Annotated in this window: 15 protein-coding genes; 12 read left to right on the forward strand and 3 right to left on the reverse strand. The window is 60.1% G+C overall.

Annotated features, from left to right (window positions below):
• Positions 1-323: 323 nt before the first annotated feature.
• From BLW62_RS17985 to BLW62_RS17995, 3 genes are all read left to right on the forward strand, one after another.
• Positions 324-1,229: a TAXI family TRAP transporter solute-binding subunit gene (locus BLW62_RS17985; protein WP_245726752.1), complete on the forward strand. Its 906-nt coding sequence runs from the start codon at positions 324-326 to the stop codon at positions 1,227-1,229.
• A 102-nt stretch (positions 1,230-1,331) separates the two neighbouring features.
• Positions 1,332-2,144 (forward strand): enoyl-CoA hydratase/isomerase family protein, encoded by an 813-nt coding sequence (locus BLW62_RS17990; RefSeq protein ID WP_090508410.1) that lies wholly within the window; start codon positions 1,332-1,334, stop codon positions 2,142-2,144.
• Positions 2,141-2,962, forward strand: coding sequence for an SDR family oxidoreductase (locus BLW62_RS17995; protein ID WP_090508411.1), 822 nt, complete (start codon positions 2,141-2,143; stop codon positions 2,960-2,962). Before BLW62_RS17990 ends, BLW62_RS17995 begins: the two co-directional genes overlap by 4 nt.
• Before the next feature lie 225 nt (positions 2,963-3,187).
• Here BLW62_RS17995 and BLW62_RS18000 read toward each other — a convergent pair whose 3' ends face one another.
• Positions 3,188-4,876 (reverse strand): acyl-CoA carboxylase subunit beta, encoded by a 1,689-nt coding sequence (locus BLW62_RS18000; protein ID WP_090508460.1) that lies wholly within the window; start codon positions 4,874-4,876, stop codon positions 3,188-3,190.
• Between the two features lie 135 nt (positions 4,877-5,011).
• Complete coding sequence (locus BLW62_RS18005; RefSeq protein WP_090508412.1) at positions 5,012-6,607, reverse strand: class I adenylate-forming enzyme family protein; 1,596 nt, start codon at positions 6,605-6,607, stop codon at positions 5,012-5,014.
• 174 nt (positions 6,608-6,781) lie between these two features.
• Here BLW62_RS18005 and BLW62_RS18010 point away from each other — a divergent pair, with 174 nt between their 5' ends.
• From BLW62_RS18010 to BLW62_RS18020, 3 genes are read left to right on the forward strand one after another with little or no spacing between them, the layout of a single operon-like run.
• The gene (locus tag BLW62_RS18010) at positions 6,782-7,912 is read left to right on the forward strand and encodes an acyl-CoA dehydrogenase family protein (protein ID WP_090508461.1); all 1,131 of its coding nucleotides are present in this window, start codon (positions 6,782-6,784) and stop codon (positions 7,910-7,912) included.
• Positions 7,909-9,246, forward strand: a complete 1,338-nt coding sequence (locus BLW62_RS18015; RefSeq protein ID WP_090508413.1) for an acyclic terpene utilization AtuA family protein — start codon at positions 7,909-7,911, stop codon at positions 9,244-9,246. The genes BLW62_RS18010 and BLW62_RS18015 overlap by 4 nt, the downstream gene beginning before the upstream one ends.
• Positions 9,243-9,581: an AtuA-related protein gene (locus tag BLW62_RS18020; protein ID WP_090508414.1), complete on the forward strand. Its 339-nt coding sequence runs from the start codon at positions 9,243-9,245 to the stop codon at positions 9,579-9,581. Before BLW62_RS18015 ends, BLW62_RS18020 begins: the two co-directional genes overlap by 4 nt.
• A 33-nt stretch (positions 9,582-9,614) precedes the next feature.
• Here BLW62_RS18020 and BLW62_RS18025 read toward each other — a convergent pair whose 3' ends face one another.
• Positions 9,615-10,802 (reverse strand): acyl-CoA dehydrogenase family protein, encoded by a 1,188-nt coding sequence (locus BLW62_RS18025; protein ID WP_090508415.1) that lies wholly within the window; start codon positions 10,800-10,802, stop codon positions 9,615-9,617.
• Between the two features lie 264 nt (positions 10,803-11,066).
• Between BLW62_RS18025 and BLW62_RS18030 the strand changes: the two genes are divergently transcribed.
• The 6 genes from BLW62_RS18030 to BLW62_RS18055 all read left to right on the forward strand — a co-directional run bounded on the left by BLW62_RS18030 (position 11,067) and on the right by BLW62_RS18055 (position 19,639).
• Complete coding sequence (locus tag BLW62_RS18030) at positions 11,067-12,248, forward strand: CaiB/BaiF CoA transferase family protein (RefSeq protein WP_090508416.1); 1,182 nt, start codon at positions 11,067-11,069, stop codon at positions 12,246-12,248.
• Positions 12,249-12,797: 549 nt separating this feature from the next.
• Positions 12,798-13,811, forward strand: coding sequence for a TAXI family TRAP transporter solute-binding subunit (locus tag BLW62_RS18035; RefSeq protein WP_175459801.1), 1,014 nt, complete (start codon positions 12,798-12,800; stop codon positions 13,809-13,811).
• Positions 13,812-13,874: 63 nt separating this feature from the next.
• Positions 13,875-15,938 carry a TRAP transporter permease gene (locus BLW62_RS18040; RefSeq protein WP_175459802.1) on the forward strand — a complete coding sequence of 688 codons (2,064 nt, stop codon included), beginning with the start codon at positions 13,875-13,877 and terminating at the stop codon, positions 15,936-15,938.
• Positions 15,939-16,255: 317 nt separating this feature from the next.
• Positions 16,256-17,461 carry an acyl-CoA dehydrogenase family protein gene (locus tag BLW62_RS18045; protein ID WP_090508418.1) on the forward strand — a complete coding sequence of 402 codons (1,206 nt, stop codon included), beginning with the start codon at positions 16,256-16,258 and terminating at the stop codon, positions 17,459-17,461.
• Positions 17,462-17,463: 2 nt separating this feature from the next.
• Complete coding sequence (locus BLW62_RS18050) at positions 17,464-18,621, forward strand: acyl-CoA dehydrogenase family protein (RefSeq protein WP_090508419.1); 1,158 nt, start codon at positions 17,464-17,466, stop codon at positions 18,619-18,621.
• Positions 18,622-18,730: 109 nt separating this feature from the next.
• Complete coding sequence (locus BLW62_RS18055) at positions 18,731-19,639, forward strand: DMT family transporter (RefSeq protein ID WP_139305432.1); 909 nt, start codon at positions 18,731-18,733, stop codon at positions 19,637-19,639.
• The last annotated feature ends 146 nt before the right edge of the window (positions 19,640-19,785 follow it).

Genomic DNA, 19,785 nt, shown 5'->3' on the forward strand with positions numbered 1-19,785 from the left:
TAGATGAGTATCGAAGTGGGTATCGACCTCCCTCTGACAGTTTACCGTCGTCGCAATTATATTCAACATTCATAGAATCGTGTACTCCACTCTCCTTTTATAACCTGAGTTCGGGAAATTGTTATTCTAAACTCATGTGGGAAATTAAGGAAGAGATTATTCGAAGCACCGCGTCATTTGGTGCTATGGTGGTAAAAAAGCACTCTCAGTCAGTGGGTAAGAGAGCGTATCGGCGGACGTTCCTCGCTTCGGTGGGACTGGGAGCATCAGCAGTACTTGCAGGGTGTACAGGCGACGATTGGACAGACGAGGATACGATCCGAATGCTATCGTCGACAGAAGGGACAACAGCGTACGCAGCAAATGAAGGACTCACCGCCGTTGTCAACGAACACACTGACGACGTGTTTGCTGAAGCCCAACCTAGTCCAGGCACCGAGGCAAATATCGGTTCGCTCATGGACGAAGACGCGGAGATGGTTTTCAGTCAGAATTGGGGGATGAACTTAATAATGGAAGAAGAAGAGCCGTACGACGAACTTGGCTTCGACGTCGTGCAATTCTTCCACTTCTATACCCTCCCTTGGTTTTTCGTGACCGCAAACGAGGAGATCGAATCGATCGCTGATATCGACGAAGAGACGCAAGTTAGCCCGACCCCTGAAGGGTCCGGGACAGCTGCCCCGCTCGAGCACGCACTTTCGTTTGCGACCGACGATTTCGATCGCGTCAGCTACGACTTCGCCGAACAGGCTTCTGCAATGGAAGAGGGACGGCTCGAAGTCGGCGTTGGTTCGTACATGAATCTCGAAATCGAACCCGGGTGGCTCCAAGAAATGGGCGGAACGGTCGACTATCACATTCCAACTATCCCGGACGAGGTTCACGATGAATGGGAGAGTGATTCTGGTATTGCCGTTGGCACGTTCCCCGGTGACGAAATCGAAACCGCTTCCGGTGCTCCAGATGAAGTTGTAACACCAATATTCGAATACAATTTCGTTGGTCGTCAGGATTTGACCTACGACATGGTTTACGCATTTCTCGAGGCGCTTCACGAAAACCGAGAGGAACTCGGGGGGTATCACGAGGTTCTCTCGAAGCTGGAAGACGAGGAGAACTTTACAAACGAATTGTACGAAGACGTGCCACTTCACGCGGCGGCGTACGACTATTGGGACGAGGAGGGTCTCCTGAACGACGATCACGAACGCGCCGACGACCCCTAATCCGCTACAGTACGCCGCGGGTTCTCGTCGGATTCCTCTCCCCCGTGATGAAATATATCTAACATAAATCTTTAGATCACATATAACAACGTCTACTGTACAATGCCAACACGTAGCACCGACCTCGGAAACGAGGACCTCGAGGTAACGATGAGCGACGACGGCACCGTCGTCTGGGCGACGATCGACCGGCCCGACGTCCACAATGCGCTGAGCGAGTCCGTACTGACGGGGCTTTCCGAAATCGCTGCCGCGACACGCGAACGCGATATCCGGGTCGTCGTCATCCGTGGCGCGGACGGCACGTTCTGTTCGGGCGGCGACTTGCAAGGGATGGACGAGGCTGAACCGAAGTCGATGTTCGAACGACGGGCCGGCTCGTCGGGGTTGGCCGATCTACTCGAGGAGTTGATCGACGCCGACGCCCTCACGGTCGCCGCGGTCGAGGGGTACTGCCTGGCTGGCGGCTGTGGGCTAGCGGCCGGTTGTGACTTCGTCCTCGCGGCTGAGGACGCCGATTTCGGGACGCCTGAGGTGAACGTCGGCATGTTTCCGATGCAGGCGATGTCGGCAATCATGCCGGCCGTCGGCGAGAAGAAAGGACTCAAGCTCATGTTCACCGGCGAACACATCGACGCCGAGACCGCCGAGCGAATCGGCCTCGTGACAGACGTGCTGGACGCCGACGCGTTCGAGGACGAACTCGAGGCGTACGTCGACAGTCTGGCCAAGAACAGTCCGGTGATGATTTCGATGGGGAAAGAAGCCTACTATACGCAACGCGATATGACGGTCGAACAATCATACTCGTATCTCAAGGAGATGCTCGTGCTGTTAATGGAGAGTGAAGATCACGAGGAAGGTGTCGCGGCGTTCGTCGAGGATCGCGAACCTGAGTGGGGGACACGGCCATGAGCGACGGTCGGGGAACGCCGCCGAGTACGGACATTTTCGCGTCCGATCTCCTCGAGGGAGAAACCGCGCTCGTCACCGGCGGCGGCACCGGCATCGGGAAACACATCGCGCTGGCGCTCGCCGATCACGGCGCCGACGTCGCTATCACCTCGCGCGACATGGACCACCTCGAGCCCGTGGCTGAGCGGATTGAGGCGAAAGGGCGGCGCATCTGTGCGACGACCGCCGATATTCGAAGCCGAGACGAAGTAGACGCGATGGTCGAAACCGTCCTGGACGAACTCGGCGAGATCACAATTCTCGTGAACAACGCCGGAGCGAACTTCCTGAGCCCCGCCGAGGAACTGAGCGAGAACGGCTGGCGGGCTGTCGTCGGAACGATCCTCGACGGCACCGCCTACTGTACCTTCGCTGTCGGCGAGCACATGATCGACAACGGCGGCGGCTCGATCGTCGCGATGGGAGCGACGAACAGCGAGCGCGGCGCACCGTATCACGCCCACTCCGGTGCCGGAAAAGCGGGCATCACGAACCTCATGCAGACCGTCGCTGCCGAGTGGGCTCAGTACGGCATCCGCGCCAACACGATCGCACCCGGCATCATCGAGACGGAAGCACTATCGAGCGTCTGGGACGAGGCGGGCCGCGACCGCGACCAAATCGGACGCGACATCGCCATGGAACGTCTCGGATCGCCGGCAGACTGCGTGCCGATCACGTTGTTTCTCGTCAGCGATGCCGCGGCCTACGTAACCGGCTCGTACTTCGCCGTCGACGGCGGCCAACTCGTCGCGGACGCCGGACACCATCTCGAGTAACTGCCCGGGCGACCGTGGATCTCTTCCGACAGCAGTTGGATCACATACCAACTATCAATTGTTGAAATCGTTGGAATCGAGCAAATTCACTATCCTACTATTTGTCTTGAGGTGATCATAGCGGGCTCGAACGGGAGAAGTGACACGGCGACGAATACCGCTTGCGACCGCACCGTTCCATTTTGGAGACTGATTTCTTCCTGTTCGAAGCTACTGGATATCCGTCTAGAACAGCACCGTTCCATGATGTCGGTCGCGTTCAATACGACGCTTGTTGCGATAGGCATCGATGCGACGCTCGAGTTGGCGGCGTAAATCGCTCGCAGCGGCCAGTTCGTCGACCTGCATGCTCGAGGCTTGTTTGCGGATGTCCTTGCGATACAGGTCTTTCGTCTCCTCGACGAAGGCCTCGCGTTCGGCCGGATCGTCGATCTCGTCTATCTGGTCCGAAAACATCGCCCGAACCGCCGCGTCTGGCCCCATCACCGCCAGTTCCGCCGACGGCAGCGCGAGCGTCGAATCGGGTTCGAACGACGGTCCGCACATCGCGTAAATGCCCGCACCGTAGGCCTTCCGCGTGATGACGCAGAACTTCGGCACCTGTGCGTTCGAGGTCGCGTAAATGAACTTCCGGCCCTTCTGGAGGACGCCCTGTCGTTCGACCTGCGAGCCGACCATGAACCCGGGCGTATCACAGAGGTAAATCAGGGGGATCCCAAAGGCATCACACTTCCAGATGAAGTCCGAGGCCTTTTCGGCGGAATCGGGGAAAATTGCCCCGGAGACGTGATTGGGCTGATTCGCGACGATTCCGACTGGGCGACCGTCGATCCGACCGAAAGACGTGACGAGTTCGGGGGCAAATCGCGGTTTGAGTTCGAACAACGAACCCTCGTCGACGATGCGCTCGAGGACGTCGTGCACGTCGTAAGCTTCGTTCGGATTCTCAGGGATGACGGCGTCCAACCCTTCGGGATTGCGACGCGGCGCCGTTCCCGGTCGTTCGGGAAGGGGAGACTGGTAATCCTGAGGTAGATACGAAAGCAGGTCTCGAACTTTCGTCGCTGCGGTTTCCTCGTCGGGAACGACGAGGTCTGCGCTGCCGGAGTGAGTCGCGTGAACGTCGGGACCGCCCAGTTGCTGCATATCGATGTCCTCACCGGTCACCTCCTCGACGATCCGAGGCGAGGCAATCGCCATGCCGGAGATTTCCTCGACCATGATTAGGAAGTCACAGAAGATGGGCGTGTACGCCGATCCTGCGATATTCGGACCGTAGAGGACGCCGATCTGTGGAACCTGTCCGGAGTGGATGCACTGGTTGAAAAACGACTTCCCACCAGTGTATCGGCCAGCGTGACTCGAGGACTCCTTACGGTCGCCGGGGGAAAGCCGCGCTCCCGTCGAGTCGATGAGTCGGACGATCGGCGCGCGAGCGGTCACCGCTCGTTCGGAGAGCCGGATTGCCTTTTCGATCCCCTGCTGGCCCAGCGAACCCGCCTTAACCGTGTAATCGTTTGCCGTGAAGAACACGTCGCGGCCGTCGATCGTTCCGACGCCCGTTATCATCCCGTCTGCGGGCGTTCGGTCGTCGTTGGCGTAGCCGGCGAACGATCCGTCCTCGTACTGGACGTCGTCGAAGACCATGTCGATCCGATCCCGGACGAACTCTTTGTCCAACTGTTCGATTTTCTCGTGACCTCGCTCGGGACCGCCCGTCGCGATGTCCTCGAGGTCCGCTCGGATACGCTCTTCTCGATCGGTAAGGATGACGCCCTCGTCGGTAAACGACGCCCCGATGTCGTCGCTCCCGTCGGTCTCGAGAGTAACGGATTCGCCGAGGTGATGTGAAAGCGCCGTAACGATCGCACGAACCGTTTCTTCGTCGTACTCGCCGTCGATTTGTACTTTCATGGTCTCTCTGGTGTCGATTGGGGTGCCCGCATCATCGTCGTACAACTCGGGCCGATTCCAAAAGTGTACCGTCGGTGATCGGTTGGTGGACTCCCCAGATCGGCGTTTCGCTGCCGACGTACTCGTGTGTGCCATTCAACGGTAGTAGTCTTCGTGATTCTCGGAGACGACGTGTTTTTGTACTTTGCTGGTCGCCGTCTGGGGCAACTCTGCGAGAAACTCGACGGCTTTCGGGGTCTCGAAACCGGCGAGAGTTCCGCGGGCGTACTCGAGGACGTCGTCCGGATCGGGGTCGTCCCCGTATGAGACGGCGAAGGCGGTCACCGCTTCGCCCCATCGCTCGTGAGGGATGCCGACGACGGCGACTTCGTCCACGTCGGAATGATCGAGCAGCACCGATTCCACTTTCTGCGTCGAGACGTTCTCGCCGCCGGTCTTGACCATGTCCGTCTTGCGGTCGACGAACTTCAGCAGGCCGTCCTCATCGAAGTAACCCACGTCGCCGGAGTGAAACCAGCCGTGGGCGAACGCCTCCCTAGTTCGTTCTTCGTTCTCGAGGTAGCCGTCCATGACGTTTGGCCCGCGGTAGACGATTTCACCGACCTCGCCATCGGAGAGCAACTGACCGTCGTCATCCATGATCGCGATATCCGTATTCGGCAGTGCTGTTCCCCAGTAGTTTCCCTCCTTCTCGAGTTGCCACTCGGGGTGGTAGGTACAGGTCGGCGGGTAGGCTTCGGTTTGACCGGAACCGAGGCTGAACTCGGCGCCGAAGACCTCGATGCACTCCGCAAGCGTCTCGTTTCCGATCGGCGTCATCGCGTACGTACACCGCCTGAGCGAGGAGAGGTCGCGATCCCTGATATCGTCTCTGGCCAGCAGTTCCGTGTACATCGACGGCAAGAGCGTTACGTCGGTCACGGCGTAGGTTTCGACGCACTCGAGGAACTGGTTCGGTTCGAAGCCCCGGAGAATCACCATCCGCGCGGAGACGTGCAATACGGCCTTGACCTGCGAGAGCATCGCGCAGTGAAACATCGGCAAGAGTCCGCACTTGACGTCGTTTCGGGATACCTCGCCCCCGACGACGTTGTTGATCGACCCGGCGTGCAACGCTCGGTGAGGGAGGCAGACTCCCTTTGGTCGTGACGTCGTCCCCGAAGTAAACATGATCTGGGCGAGATCCGAGCCCTCGAGTTCCACCTCGGGTTCCGCGGCGTCGTGCTCGCTCGCAAACGCACGGAACTCCGGCACCGGAACCGTCCCCTCGTCGCTCCACTCGATCACAGCGAGCGTTTCGAGGTCCCGCTCCTCGAACACGCCCTCGAATTTCGGATAGTACGTGTCCTCGACGACCAGCGCGTCGACTGACGCGTGGTCGAGTTCGTAGCCGACGTCGTCGGTCGTGATCTCGGGATTGATCGGAACGACGACGAGCCCCGCTTTGAGCGCGCCGAAGTACGCTTCCAGAAATTCGAGGGAGTTCGCGGCGACGATCGCGAGCCTGTCTCGCGACGCCAGTCCCGACTCGAGGAACGCGTTCGCCGCGCGATTAACGCGGTCGTCGAACTCCCCAAACGACACTCGTTCGTCGGTCGCCGGAACCACGAACGCGTCCTTGTCGGGTCGTCGATTACCGGCACGCCGAACGATATCACCAGCCGTCACGCGCGTTATTCGAGGGTCGCGCAACTCACCACCTGTGGTGTGTGTTATCGATTGATCTGTCATAGATTGACGACCGTATACAGAATCAAAATTCTGTCGGTCAGTGTGACACTATGAGGAGGAGTTCGTCGACGCGTCGATGACCTACTCAGGGTGCCTGTCGGACGAGCACTGCTCCTGTGCGGACGGAAAACAGCGGTAGCTATATTAGCGCAAGTCTATATGTCACTGCTGTCCATGGTAGACTTTACGCTTAGCGAACAACAGCGCGCCGTTCGGGAGACGGCGCGGGCGTTCGCCGAGACCGAAATCGCTCCTGTGGCCCGCGAGGCCGAGGAGACCGGGACCTGGCCTCGAGATGTCTGGGAGCATGCGGTCGAGGCGGGACTCGTCGGCGTCGAGATCCCGGAGGCTTACGGCGGACCGGGGATGGGCGTCCTCGAGAGCGCGCTCGTCGCCGAGGAGTTCGCCCGCGTCGACGCCGGTATCAAGGCGGCCCTGGGTACGGCCTTCGGCACCCGGATGATCGCCGAGTACGGTTCGGAGGAACAAAAGGAATGGATCTTGACTGGCGTCGCGACCGGCGAACTCATCACGGCGATGGCGAACACGGAACCCGATCATGGCAGCGACGCCAGTAGCATCGAAACCAGCGCACACAAGGACGGCGACGAGTACGTCATTGACGGCACCAAAACTTTCGTCACGCACGGCACGATCGCCGACGTTATCCTGACGCTGTGCCGAACAGGCGAAGAGGGTGCCGGCGGCATCTCGGCTCTCCTCATCGAAACCGATCGCGACGGCGTGGTCGTCGACTCCGAGATCGAGAAGATGGGGTGGAACGCCTGCGAGACGGCCCAGTTGCGGTTCGACGGTGTTCGAGTCCCCGAAGAGAACCTCGTCGGAGCGGAAAACCGCGGCTTTTACCAGCTTATGGAGTTCTTCGAAGCCGAGCGGGTCGGTATCGCCGCCTCCTCGCTGGGAATCGCGCAAGGTTGTTTGGAGCACGCCCTCGAGTACGCCTCCGATCGCTCGCAGTTCGGCCAGCCGATAGCGGAGTTTCAGGCGATCCGCCACAAACTCGCCGAGATGGCGGTCAAGGTCGAGAACGCACGCCGGCTCACCCTCGATGCCGGTGCCCGACTCGATGACGGGGAGAAACCGACGAAACTCGCGAGCATGGCGAAACTCTACGCCAGCGAAGTTGCCGAAGAAGTCGCCAGCGATGCCATCCAGATCCACGGCGGCAACGGGTACACCCGTGATTACCCCGTCGAACGCCAGTACCGTCACGCAAAAATCTACCAGATCGGCGAGGGAACGAGCGAAATCCAGAAGAACATCATCGCGGGGGAGTTACTGTGAGCGTTCGAATCGCCAACGCGGCCGGCTTCTGGGGAGACGACAACGAGGCACCGCGTCGCGTCCTCGAGCACGCTGAGGACCTCGACTACCTGACGATGGACTACTTGGCGGAGGTGACGATGACGGTTCTCGTCCGCCAGCAGGAGAACGATCCCGAGAAGGGGTACGCGACCGACTTTCCGTCGGTCGTAGACGACATCTTGACCGAGGCGATGGACCGCGGTGTGACGATCTTGGCCAACGCCGGCGGGGTAAATCCGCAGGCGTGTCGCGAAGCCGTCGCGTCGGTCGCCGACGAACGGGGCCTCGAGCCGACGATCGCGACGGTCTCCGGCGACGACTTTCGCGACCGGATCGAGGAGTTCGACGACGAACGCCTTCGCCACGCCGACACCGGCGAGGCGCTTCCCACGGATCCGGACGTCGTCTCGGCGAACGCCTACTTTGGCGGTTTTCCCGTCGCCGAGGCATTGGCGGCGGACCCCGACGTAGTGATCACCGGCCGAGTGATCGACGCTGCGTTGATTCTGGGGCCGCTTATCCACGAACACGGCTGGGACCGCGACGAGTACGACCGACTCGCTCGAGGCCTGATCGCCGGTCACATCATCGAGTGCGGCGCCCAGGCGACGGGGGGCAACTTCCTAGGCGACTGGCGGGGCATCGACTTCGAGCATATCGGCTTTCCAATCGCGGAGGTCGAGGCGGAGGGCTCTACCGTCATCACGAAGCCGTCGGGCACCGGCGGGCTGGTGACGCCCGACACCGTCGGCGAGCAGCTGCTGTACGAGGTCGCGGATCCGGGTGCCTACTACGGTCCGGACGTCGTAGCGGATTTTCAGCACGTCCGCTTAGAGCAGGTGGGCGAGGAACGGGTCGCGGTGGAAAACGTCACGGGCACCGCACCGACGGATACCTACAAAGCGAGCCTCCACTACCGCGACGGCTTTACCGTCCGAAGCGACGTCGTCTACGCGAACCCGAACGCGGCGGCAAAGGCGAACCGGGCTTTCGAGTACATCCGAAACCGGGCGGACGAACGCGGTATCGAGTACGACCGGTTCCGAACCGAGTCCTTCGGGGTCGACGCACTCCACGACGGCACGGCATCCGGCGAGCCCGAAGAGGTGGTCGCCAGAATCGCCATCGAAACGCCGAACAAGGGAGACGGCTACGAGTTTGCCAGCCTGTTCGCGAATCTAGGCCTCGGCGGGCCGCCCAGCGTGACGATGTTCAATCCAGGTCGATCCTCACCGACCCCGAAGTTCGCCTACCACCCCGTGCTCGTTCCGAAGTCTGCATTCGAGCCGATCGTCGAGGTGACCGGCGCATGAGACTCTACGACGTCGCACACGGCCGTTCGGGCGACAAAGGAAACAAGGCCAACGTTGGCATCATCGCCACCGACGGCGACGACTATCCATTCCTCCGTGATCTACTGACGGAGACCTATGTCGCCCGAGTTTTCGATGAATTTCTCGAGGAACCGGGCGCCGAGAGCGTCGACCGATACGTCCTCCCCGAGATGAAGGGGTTGAACTTCGTCCTCCACGGCGCGTTAGACGGTGGCGCGAGCGAATCACTCCGGACCGACCGCCAGGGCAAGACACTCGCGGCGATGCTTCTCCGTCAGGAGGTCGGTGACGAGTACGAGCAGTACCAGAAGTAATCAATCTCCGGTGCTGTCCCCTGTTCGGAGCAGTCAGTACGATCGCGGCAGTCCGAGCACCCGTTCGCCGATGTAGTTGCGCATCATCTGACTCGAGCCAGGGGCGATCCGCCCCAGTCGCGAGGCCTTCCAGAGGTCGACGACGAAGTAATCGGGGCTGAGACCGTTACCGCCGTGGGTCTGGACGGCGACGTCACAGGCCTCGTAGCAGGCTTCTGTCGCGCGGAGCTTCGCCATGTTCGCCGCCGCGCCGGCTTCGCCGCCGTTGTCGACCGTCCAGGCGCCTTTCCTAACGAGTAGTTCCGCCGCCTCGAGTTTCGACCACGCGTCGGCGATGGGGTGTTGGACCGCCTGATGAGAGCCGATCGGCGCGTCGAACACTTCCCGTGAGTTGGCGTACTCAATCGCCCGGTTGAGGGCGCACTTGCCCGCGCCGACGGCGTTCGCTGCGCCGACGAGCCGCTCCGGGTTGACGGTCTCAAACAGCTGGTAGAGGCCGTTATCTTGCTCTCCGATGACGGCGTCCTCGTCGAGGTGGTAGTTGTCAAAGTGGATTTCGTACTGTGTTTCGGGCGCCGGAATGCCGGTCTCGAGGGGGTGATACTCGACGGCGTCGTCGCTCGGATCGGCGAGAAAGAGCGTGATGCCGTCGGTGCGGCGCTCGACCTCGGACTCAGGTTTCGTCCGGGCGACGAGAAGCATCTTATCTGCCCGATCAACCCCGGAAATCCACTGCTTCGTGCCGTTAACGACAAATCCATCGTCGGTCGGTTCGGCAAACGTATCCAGGTTCAACGTGTTGTGACCCGCCCTGGGTTCAGTGAGAGCCATACAGAACTTCATCTCGCCGTTCGCCAGTTTCGGGAGATAGCGCTCTTTCTGTTCCTCGGTTCCGTTTTGCGAGAGCGTGATCGAACCGAACACCGGGGTAACGACCCAAAGCATGCCGGTCCCCATACAGCCGTTTTCGGCAAACGTCTGGACGATCGTCGTCACTTCCTGGATACCCATTCCTTCTCCGCCGTACTCCTCGGGAACGGCGGCGCCGAGGAAGCCGGCATCAGCACAGTCCTGCCAGAACTCCGTCGGTTCAACCTGCTCGTGGTTGACAGCCTGCCAGTACTCGTCGTCGTACAAGTCGGCGATGTCACGCGCTGTTTCTCGGATGAGTTCGGACGCTGGACCGTCTTCGAACGCGCTCGATTGATCGCTGCTGGACATGAGCGCGGATTCTACGTGGGGAAAGTAAACATTGTGCATACGAGAGAAGGTAACACGGACGACGACCGAGAGAGGCTAACTGCGTTATGGTAGTCTACAGCGGCCCTCGCCCTCAAAAATTCCCCTCGTTCGTTCGGCAATTTGCGGAACTCGCTCTTCTATCATCGAGTGCGTTTCGTTGTCGGCGTTGCCATCGAGGTAGCGAGACTCCTAAATCTGAAACCAACGTGAATCATTATTATTGATAGTGTTGAATAGGCGACCATGCAGGCGTTCACTGATGTCGACGTACTTGATCTGACCCAGTCCGTCGCGGGACCGCTGTCGACACAGTTTATTGGAATGCAAGGGGCGAACGTCGTCAAAGTGGAGCCGCCCGACGGCGATAAGTTTCGAGACCTCATAGACGGGGCGATGTTCGCTTCCGCGAACCTTGGTGGCAAACAAAGCATCTGTCTCGATCTCAAGACTGAGGACGGGCAAGCGATCGCCCACGAGTTAGCGGCGAACGCGGACGTCGTTGTCGAGAGCTTCCGCCCGGGCGTTTTAGAGCGATTCGACCTCGACTACGAATCGGTACGTGCGGAAAACGACGATGTAATCTATTGTTCGATTACGGGTTACGGCCAGGACGGACCACGATCGGATTGGGCAGCATACGACCCACTCGTACAGGCGATTTCGGGACTGATGGCGACGGTGAGTCCGTCGGACGATCGATCGATCAGGATCGGTGCCAGCCTCATAGATTACGGAACTGGACTCAACGCTGCATTCCTCGTGTCGTCTGCCCTGCGCGAACGCGATCGGACGGGCGAGAGTAGGCACATCGACGTCTCACTGTTCGACACTGCAGTCTGGTACATGGGCTACTGGATCGCTCATTACAACGCTACGGGCGAATATCCGGACGAGGCCGGCTACGAGTTCGGCGGCAGCGCGCCCAACGGCGGCTTCGACACGGCGGGTGGCGAGGAGATCTACCTAACCGTCGTCGACGACGATTTCTTCCAGCGGCTGTGTGGGGCAATCGATCGGGAAGATTTGGCAACCGACGATCGATTCAGACAAAAGGCCAATCGGTGGGAGAACCGATCAGAACTGCGGGAAATTCTCGACGAGGAGTTCGAAGACTGGTGCCGAGACGAACTGATCGATGTACTAGTCGATGCCGGTGTTACCGCCGCACCGATCAAGACCATCGACGAAATCGTCGACGACGATCCGCAGGCCGAAGCACGAGAGTTACTGACCGACACGTACAACCTCCATCGCAACGTCGAGGTCACGACGGCAGCACCGCCGTTTCGGTTGGACGGCGAGCGACCTGATATCGGCGACCGGCCGCCGACCCGTGGTGAGCACACCCGGACGGTACTCGCTGAGCTAGGGTACGGCGACGAGCAGATCGACCGACTGCTCGAGTGCGGCGCCGTCAAGGAGTAGCGATCCGCTGGGCCGCTTTCGTTGCCCCGCTCGGTGAGTTGACCACAGTCGACCGAATATCTAGCCGTGCCGACAAACGGTGGTTGATGGTGGATATTGCCGGATTCATCTCCGCGCTGAAACGTGAGCTGTTCTTCTCGGTTCTCCGTGAGCCGCGGCTTGTCCGGTGTCTTGTGACTCCCCGAGACGCTGCAACGGCAACTTCTCCCGTCGTTTATGTTCACCCTCCGCGCTGTTAGATCGGCTCGCCAAATCCGTCACGATGTATTCCGGCGCGGTTGCGTTGACTCTGCTATCCGGCTGAACTCCTCGGCGTAACTCGTGAACTGACAATTTTCGGGCCATCTGGATAGAAGCGCCGAAATTATCAGTTGTACACTCATATTTTCGACTTGCACACCAGTATGTCAGTCGATATCGGAGAACGAGGCGTATATTTCCAAGAACAATACTCATAGAATATTAGCATATATTGAAGCTAAGTGGGGTTCTCGATAGCGTATGACACACAGGGTGCTAGGACGAAGATCGTATTTAGCGGCGGCTGGAGTGGGTGTAGTCGGTCTGGCTGGTTGCATCGGTGAAGATGACCCCGACGAACTGGACGAACTGGAGAACGGACCAGAGGGCGACGAAGAGGAACTCATCTGGACGACGACGTCCGAGGGCAGCGCTACGACGGTCTCGCTTCAGGGCCTCGCACCCACTGTCAACGACGCCACCGATGACCTATACATGGAGGTCCGACCGTCAGAAGGAACGGGAGCGAACATGGGTCGACTGGACCGTGACGAGGCGCAGGTAGCGTACACGCAGAATTTCGATGCGGCTCGGGTTACACAAGGAGATGAGCCGTTCGACGACCTCGGATTCGAACTCAACGAGGTGTGCCACTGGCTAACCACGCCATGGCTTTTCATTACACCAGACGAGGATCTACAATCGATCGAAGATATCGACTCCGACACGCGCGTGGCTCCGACACAGACAGGTGCCGGGACCAGAGACAATCTCGAGTTGGCACTCGACTACGTTGTTGACGACTACGATGACGTCAGCGTCGACTTTACCGAGCAAACAGGACCCTTCCAGGAGGGAGCACTTGACGTCGGCGTTGTTCCAATCGTGAATTTCGAACTAGAGGGTGCGTACGCTGAGGAGCAAAAGAGCGTGGTCGATCTTCACATCATGGAATGGCCGGAGGACGCTCTCGACGAGATGGAGGACGACCCAATGATCGAAATCATGGAGATCGATGCGGGTGACTTAGACGGCTACGCGTCATACCCGGACGACCAACCAATGCGGAGTCCGGGGAACTCGTACAATTTCGTCACTCGCAACGACGTCGACTACGACACCCTATACGACGCACTGTCGGCAATGTGGGACGCTCGCGACGACTTCGGCGGAATCCACGACCAACTGGTCTATCACGAGGATCCCGAACACTGGGTCGATTGGACGTTCCCGGATGTCCCGTTCCACCCGGCTGCTGCGGACTTCCTCGAGGATGAACTCGGCGTCTGGGACCAAGCCGAAGGCGGCCGCGCGGACGAGTAGTAGACCCACTCCGCGACACTACCAGCACACATGATATCTTATCAGTTACCGTCGAGATCATCGATGACGCCCCAGCGCGTGCTGGCCGGCGTCATTTTCATCCTCGGGGCAACGCTAACGTTGACCACGCTCACCTATGCTTGGCGATTGCCGGTTGACGAGCTTCGGTACTCGAATATCTTCCTCGGTCTCGGTCTGGCACTGTTTTATCTCGTCGAAGCCCAGAAACACATCACCGACGAAGGGACGGATCCAACAAGCGTTACGGAGACAACGGACGTCACGGAAACAACTGATTCGGCGGCCACAGAGCAAGCATCGACTGACGAGCCACCGTCGCTGCTCGACGATCGACTGACGGCCGTCGGCGGACCGTACCGGCGGCGGATCGGTACCGTCTACCGGCGAGCTACTCCTGCGATCTGTCTGTTGCTCGCCATCATCGCCATCGCGGCCACCGGCTACGTCGAATTCCATTACGATCGATTGCTCCACGAGGCCCGGATGGTCGGCTGGACGCAGACCGATTTGTACGTTGGACTCGTCATCATTGGACTCGTTACTGAGGCCACCGGGCGCGCTTACGGGAAGGTCGTCGCTGGGGTCGTAGCCCTCTCCGTCCTGTACGCATCCAACTTCGTCGGGCCGCACCTCCCCGGACTGTTCCGACACACAGGAATGGACTGGGAGCAGATCAGCCGCGAGGGGGCGATCTCGCTCACGGGGACTTACGGCTTTATCCTCACTGTCGGCGCGACGTGGGTAGCGGTGTTCATCATGTTCGCAGGAATGGCGAAAGCGTTCGGATTGATGGAGTTCATCATCAGGGTTTCCCAGGAAATTCGAAAGGTGCTCAAAAGCGGGGTCGTTCACATCGCCATCGTCAGCAGCATGGCAATGGGATCGATCACGGGCAGCGCCGCGGCCAACACCGCGACCACTGGCAGCTTCACTATTCCGATGATGCAAGATCAGGGGATCCGGGGCGACTTCGCCGCTGCAATCGAGGGATTTGCCTCGGCAGGTGGCCAGATCCTCCCCCCAGTAATGGGCGTCGCCGCGTTTCTTATGGCAGACATCCTCGGTGTCTCCTACTTCGTTATCATCCAGGCGGCAGTCATTCCCGCCGTCCTGTTTTACTTCGGTGCGATGCTCGCAGCACACATGCTGGTTCTCAAACACGGATGGACCGCGTCCGAAACCGGTTCGTTCGATCGTTCACTGCTTTTGGAGGGGATTCACTTCCTGGTGCCGATCACTGTGCTGATCTACACGCTAGTGGTGATGCGTCTAACACCGCTGGGAGCCGGGTTCTATACGATCCTCACGCTCGTAGCGACCATGTACGTCCGAAACCTGTTCGTCGATGGGATCACGATGAACACGCTCGTTGCAACAACAAAGCAAACGGCAATCGGGCTCAAACAGGGAGCCGTCGAAATGGCGCCGCTGGTTGGCATCCTCGGTTCGCTCGGTGTTGTGATTAACATGCTGACCCAGACCGGCCTCACCCAGAAGATCAGCGCCCAGATGATCGCGCTCTCGGGCGGCGTCTTCGTCGTTCTCCTGTTGCTCGCGATGGTCGCGAGCATTCTGTTCGGACTGGGGATGCCGACCCCGGCGGCCTACATTCTCGTGGTGGTGCTCGTCGCTCCCGCGATGATTGCCTTCGGCGTTCAGGAGATTACCGCACACATGTACGTCTTCTACTTCGCGATGCTCTCGGCGATCACGCCGCCGGTGGCCATCTCCGTCGCAATCGGCTCGAAGATCGCGGGCGTCGGCTTTCTCGTCTCCTGTAAGCAGGCGCTGCGGGTCGGTGCACCCGGTTTCGTCATCCCCTTCGCGTTTGTCGCCAACGACAGCCTGATTTACTGGTCGTTCCCTGAGACTCTCGTCGTGTCAGTGCTCGTCTTCACCGGCGTCGGTGCGCTCGTCATCTCGATGACCGGCTTCGACGGTCGACACGTCCTCGGACCGCCCCGTCGCGTGGGCTACTTCGTTTTGGCGCTGGCCGCCATGGTTGGTCCGTTCGTCGTCCAGGTCGGCAGCGTCGTTCTTATCGCGTCACTGCTGGCGAGCACGTACCTTCGTTCAGCGCCGCAGCCCCAACCTTCCACCGACTAAGCCATTGCTCGTCGACAGATTGTGGCCGGATTTTCGCTCCATAATTAGACAGGGAACGCGACTACAGTGACAATTGCAATATTGTTTCTACCACATCCAATAGAAACCAATGCGGAGTAAACACGAGCCGACCTATGGATATAGAGAGTACAGAAACCTCGAGAATGGAGATTTCCAACCGGTTCCGTTTATATTGGGAGATTGAAACTGTTCGAATGCTAGTCGCACGATTACGCGGAAATAATAACAAAATTTTTATGATATGATTTATGTGACAGACCATCCTCAAATGGGTATGAGGACGAGAGAAAGCGACAATGGACTTTAGTTACACGGTTGAGCAGGAGCAGTTTCGAGACGAGCTACGGACGTGGCTCGAGGCGAACGCACCGGACGGATGGATCGAGGGCGACCGGGAGCTTCCGGACGACGACGAGGAGCGCGTCGCCTTTCTGACAGACTGGCAGCGGACCCTCGCGGAAGACGGTTGGGCGGGAGTTCACTGGCCCGAGGAGTACGGCGGTCGCGGGGCGTCGCTGATCGAACAGACCATTTACCGAGAAGAGATGGCACGGATCGACGCGCCGCCACAGATCAACCTCATCGGCATCAACCTCATCGGACCGACGCTGATAGCGGTCGGCACGGAATCGCAGAAAGAACGGTTCGTGCCGAACATCCTCAGTGCCGAGGAGATCTGGTGCCAGGGGTACTCCGAGCCAAACGCCGGCTCGGACGTCGCGGCGCTGATGACTCGTGCCGAACGCAACGGTGACGAGTGGATCATCGATGGTCAGAAGATCTGGACCAGCTACGCACACATCGCCGACTGGTGTTTCGTGGTCGCCCGAACCGATACCGAAGGGACGAAACACGAGGGACTGACTGCCTTCCTCGTCGATATGAACCAAGACGCGATCAGCACCGAACCGATCCATCAGGCGAACGATGACCGGAGCTTCAACCAGGTCTACTTCGACGGCGCGGTGACAACGAACGACCTCGTCGTTGGAGAGGTCGACGAAGGCTGGGACGTTGTCATGACGCTGTCGGCGATCGAACACGGGATGACATCGATCTACACCATCGAACAGCGCTACTTCGACCTCCTCGAGTACTGTCGCGAGGAGACGCGGGGCGGCGCGCCGCTGATCGAAGATCCACGGATCCGACAGGAGTTAGCCGACCTCGACGCGCGGATCCAAGCCGCGAAGACGAGTCACTTCCGAAACGTGAGTAAGCAAGTCGAGACCGGAACGCCCGGTCCGGAGGGGTCGATGGATCTGGTCGTCAGCGACGAGCTCCGCCACGACCTCCTCGAGTTCGCCGTCGACGTTCGAGGGCCGGGTGCGGCGCTCTGGGAGAACGGCCACGAGGCGTTCGACGTCACCACCGGCTACATTCGATCGTATGGATCGTGGATCGCCGCCGGAACCGGCGACATCCAGCGCAACATCATCGGCGAGCGCGTGCTCGGCCTGCCGAAGGATATCAAGAGCAAAACGAGCCACCGAGGTGAGTGATCATGGACGCACGACTAACCGAAGAACAACGACGCGTACAGGAGACGGCACGCGACTTCATCGAATCGGAGGGGGGCATCGAACTCGCGAGGAGACAACTCGAGGGCGACGACATCGTCGTCGACGAACTCTGGAACGAGCTCGCCGACCTCGACTACACGGCGATCACCGTCCCATTAGCGCACGACGGGTTTGGCGAAGGAATGGTGTATCTGTCGGCGCTGCTCGAGGTCGCCGGTCGCTACGCGTTGCCCGGACCGCTTCCCGAAACGGCGGCGATCGCTGCGCCGTTGCTCGCCGAACTCGGCAGCGAGACGCAACGTTCGACGTACCTCCCGGCAATCGCCGACGGCGACTGTCGAATGAGTGTTGCAGTGTACGACGACGAAACCGAATCGCTGCCGGGTGCGATCCGGATGCAAGCCGATCGGGTCGACGACGACGATACGCGGTACCGACTGCACGGAACGAAGACGCTCGTACCGTACGGCGACACCGTCGATGCGGTCGTCGTCGCCGCGCGGACGAGGCATAATAACGACTACGACGGGATCTCGCTGTTCGTCGTCGAGACCGACCACGAGGCCCTCGAGACGCGACGGCTCGACGGCCTCGACTGGACGCGTCCGATGTGCGAGCTCAGCTTCGACGAACTCACGGTCGGTGAGGAGGCGTTGCTCGGTCCCGCTCACGGCGGTGGCACCGCGCTCGTGGACGCGCTCGATCGGTTCCACGTCGCGGCCTGTGCGATGCTGGTCGGTGCCGCCGACCGTGCGGTCGAACGCTCCGTCGAACACGGAAACGAACGCGAGCAGTACGGACATCCGATCGGCCGGTTCCAGGCGGTCAAACACCGCACCGCCGATATGTGGATCGATATGCAAAGCGCCCGGTCGCTGGTCTACTACGCCGCCTGGGCCATCGACAACGACGAACCGGAGGCGTCGCGGGCCGCTGCGTCGACGAAGGCGTACGCGGCCGATCGACTCCATCGCGTATTCGGCGACGATATTTGGAACCACGGCGGAACGGGGTTCACGTGGGAACACGACGGCCACATTTATCTGAAACAGGCTAAGAGCTGGCGGAACTTCCTCGGCTCGCCGGACGCGTGTCGTGAGCGGCTCCTCGAGGCGCGACTCGCCGAACGAACCGAGTAGCGAAGACGGGGCGATACACGTACGAGGAGATTCGTACGGGCCCTCATCCGGCGGCGCCGGCGAACCATTCGTAGCCGCCGATCCGGGCGATTACCAGCAGACGAGACGCATGTTCGAATCGACCCACGTCCTCGCGGTCGTGCTCGCCCTCGGTGCGGCGATCGCGAGCGCCTCGCAGACTATCTTCGTTCGGATCGGAACGGAGGACGGGACCGCCTACGACGCCGTCATCATCGTGATCGCCGTCAATATGATCGCGCTGGTTCCCCTCGTCGCCGTTCTCTATTACCCCGACTACGGGTTGACGCGAGTGTCGTGGCTCTCGTTTATCGCCGCCGGACTGTCGGGAACGATGTTCGGGCGCATCTTCCTCTACACGAGCATCGAGCGCATCGGTGCGAGTCGAACAGCGCCGATCATCGCCTCGTGGGCGCTCATCGCGTCCGTGCTTGGCGTCCTGTTCCTCGATGAATCGCTCTCACCGATCCACGCGGTCGGCATCGTGTTGATCGTCCTCGGTGTCTCCGTCATCGCCTGGGAGACCGGGCGCGAGAACCCCGACGGGCTGTCGCGTCGGGAGCTGGCGTTCGGGATCGCGATCCCGTTCGTCGGCGCGTTCGCGTTCGGTCTCGAGCCGATTTTCGCGAACTGGGGGTTCAATGAAGGGACGCCCGCGCCGGTTGGTCTCGCAGTTAAAACGGTAGTCGCGACGGGCTGTTTCTGGCTCTACCTTCGGTGGCACGACGCGACCCCCGACCGCTCGAGCCTCCGCTCGAACGATACGCGCTGGTTCGTCTTCGCTGGGATCGCCAGTACGCTCTTTCTCCTCGGTTACTACGTCGGCCTTGAATTGGCACCGGTGAGCGTCGTCGTCCCAATCGTCGTTACGAATACCCTGTTCGTCGTGGTACTTTCGTCTGTATTCCTGTCCCAGCGCCTCGAGCGCGTGACGTGGACGGTCGGCGCCGCAGCGCTCGTCGTCGTGGTCGGCGTGATTCTGATCACGATCTACGGGTGAGGACGTTCGATAATCGATCGCGCCGATTCGTCCCGGCGGTCCCCAACCCTTAGTGTTATATGCGAGTGTCAATATCTACCAGTATGGTAGATACGTATCGATTGATGGAGCTCGCGGAGACGATCATCTCGGAAACGCGCGAAATC

This window comes from Natronorubrum sediminis, assembly GCF_900108095.1.
GTDB classification, from domain to species: Archaea; Halobacteriota; Halobacteria; order Halobacteriales; family Natrialbaceae; genus Natronorubrum; species Natronorubrum sediminis.

What these genes read in the sequence shown, in the direction of transcription:
- BLW62_RS18050 (WP_090508419.1), top strand. Translation starts at nt 17,464, where the DNA reads ATGGACGCACGACTAACCGAAGAACAACGACGCGTACAGGAGACGGCA.
- BLW62_RS18020 (WP_090508414.1), top strand. Translation starts at nt 9,243, where the DNA reads ATGAGACTCTACGACGTCGCACACGGCCGTTCGGGCGACAAAGGAAAC.
- BLW62_RS18030 (WP_090508416.1), top strand. Translation starts at nt 11,067, where the DNA reads ATGCAGGCGTTCACTGATGTCGACGTACTTGATCTGACCCAGTCCGTC.
- BLW62_RS17985 (WP_245726752.1), top strand. Translation starts at nt 324, where the DNA reads ATGCTATCGTCGACAGAAGGGACAACAGCGTACGCAGCAAATGAAGGA.
- BLW62_RS17995 (WP_090508411.1), top strand. Translation starts at nt 2,141, where the DNA reads ATGAGCGACGGTCGGGGAACGCCGCCGAGTACGGACATTTTCGCGTCC.
- BLW62_RS18040 (WP_175459802.1), top strand. Translation starts at nt 13,875, where the DNA reads ATGACGCCCCAGCGCGTGCTGGCCGGCGTCATTTTCATCCTCGGGGCA.
- BLW62_RS18025 (WP_090508415.1), bottom strand. Translation starts at nt 10,802, where the DNA reads ATGTCCAGCAGCGATCAATCGAGCGCGTTCGAAGACGGTCCAGCGTCC.
- BLW62_RS18005 (WP_090508412.1), bottom strand. Translation starts at nt 6,607, where the DNA reads ATGACAGATCAATCGATAACACACACCACAGGTGGTGAGTTGCGCGAC.
- BLW62_RS18045 (WP_090508418.1), top strand. Translation starts at nt 16,256, where the DNA reads ATGGACTTTAGTTACACGGTTGAGCAGGAGCAGTTTCGAGACGAGCTA.
- BLW62_RS17990 (WP_090508410.1), top strand. Translation starts at nt 1,332, where the DNA reads ATGCCAACACGTAGCACCGACCTCGGAAACGAGGACCTCGAGGTAACG.
- BLW62_RS18000 (WP_090508460.1), bottom strand. Translation starts at nt 4,876, where the DNA reads ATGAAAGTACAAATCGACGGCGAGTACGACGAAGAAACGGTTCGTGCG.
- BLW62_RS18010 (WP_090508461.1), top strand. Translation starts at nt 6,782, where the DNA reads ATGGTAGACTTTACGCTTAGCGAACAACAGCGCGCCGTTCGGGAGACG.
- BLW62_RS18055 (WP_139305432.1), top strand. Translation starts at nt 18,731, where the DNA reads ATGTTCGAATCGACCCACGTCCTCGCGGTCGTGCTCGCCCTCGGTGCG.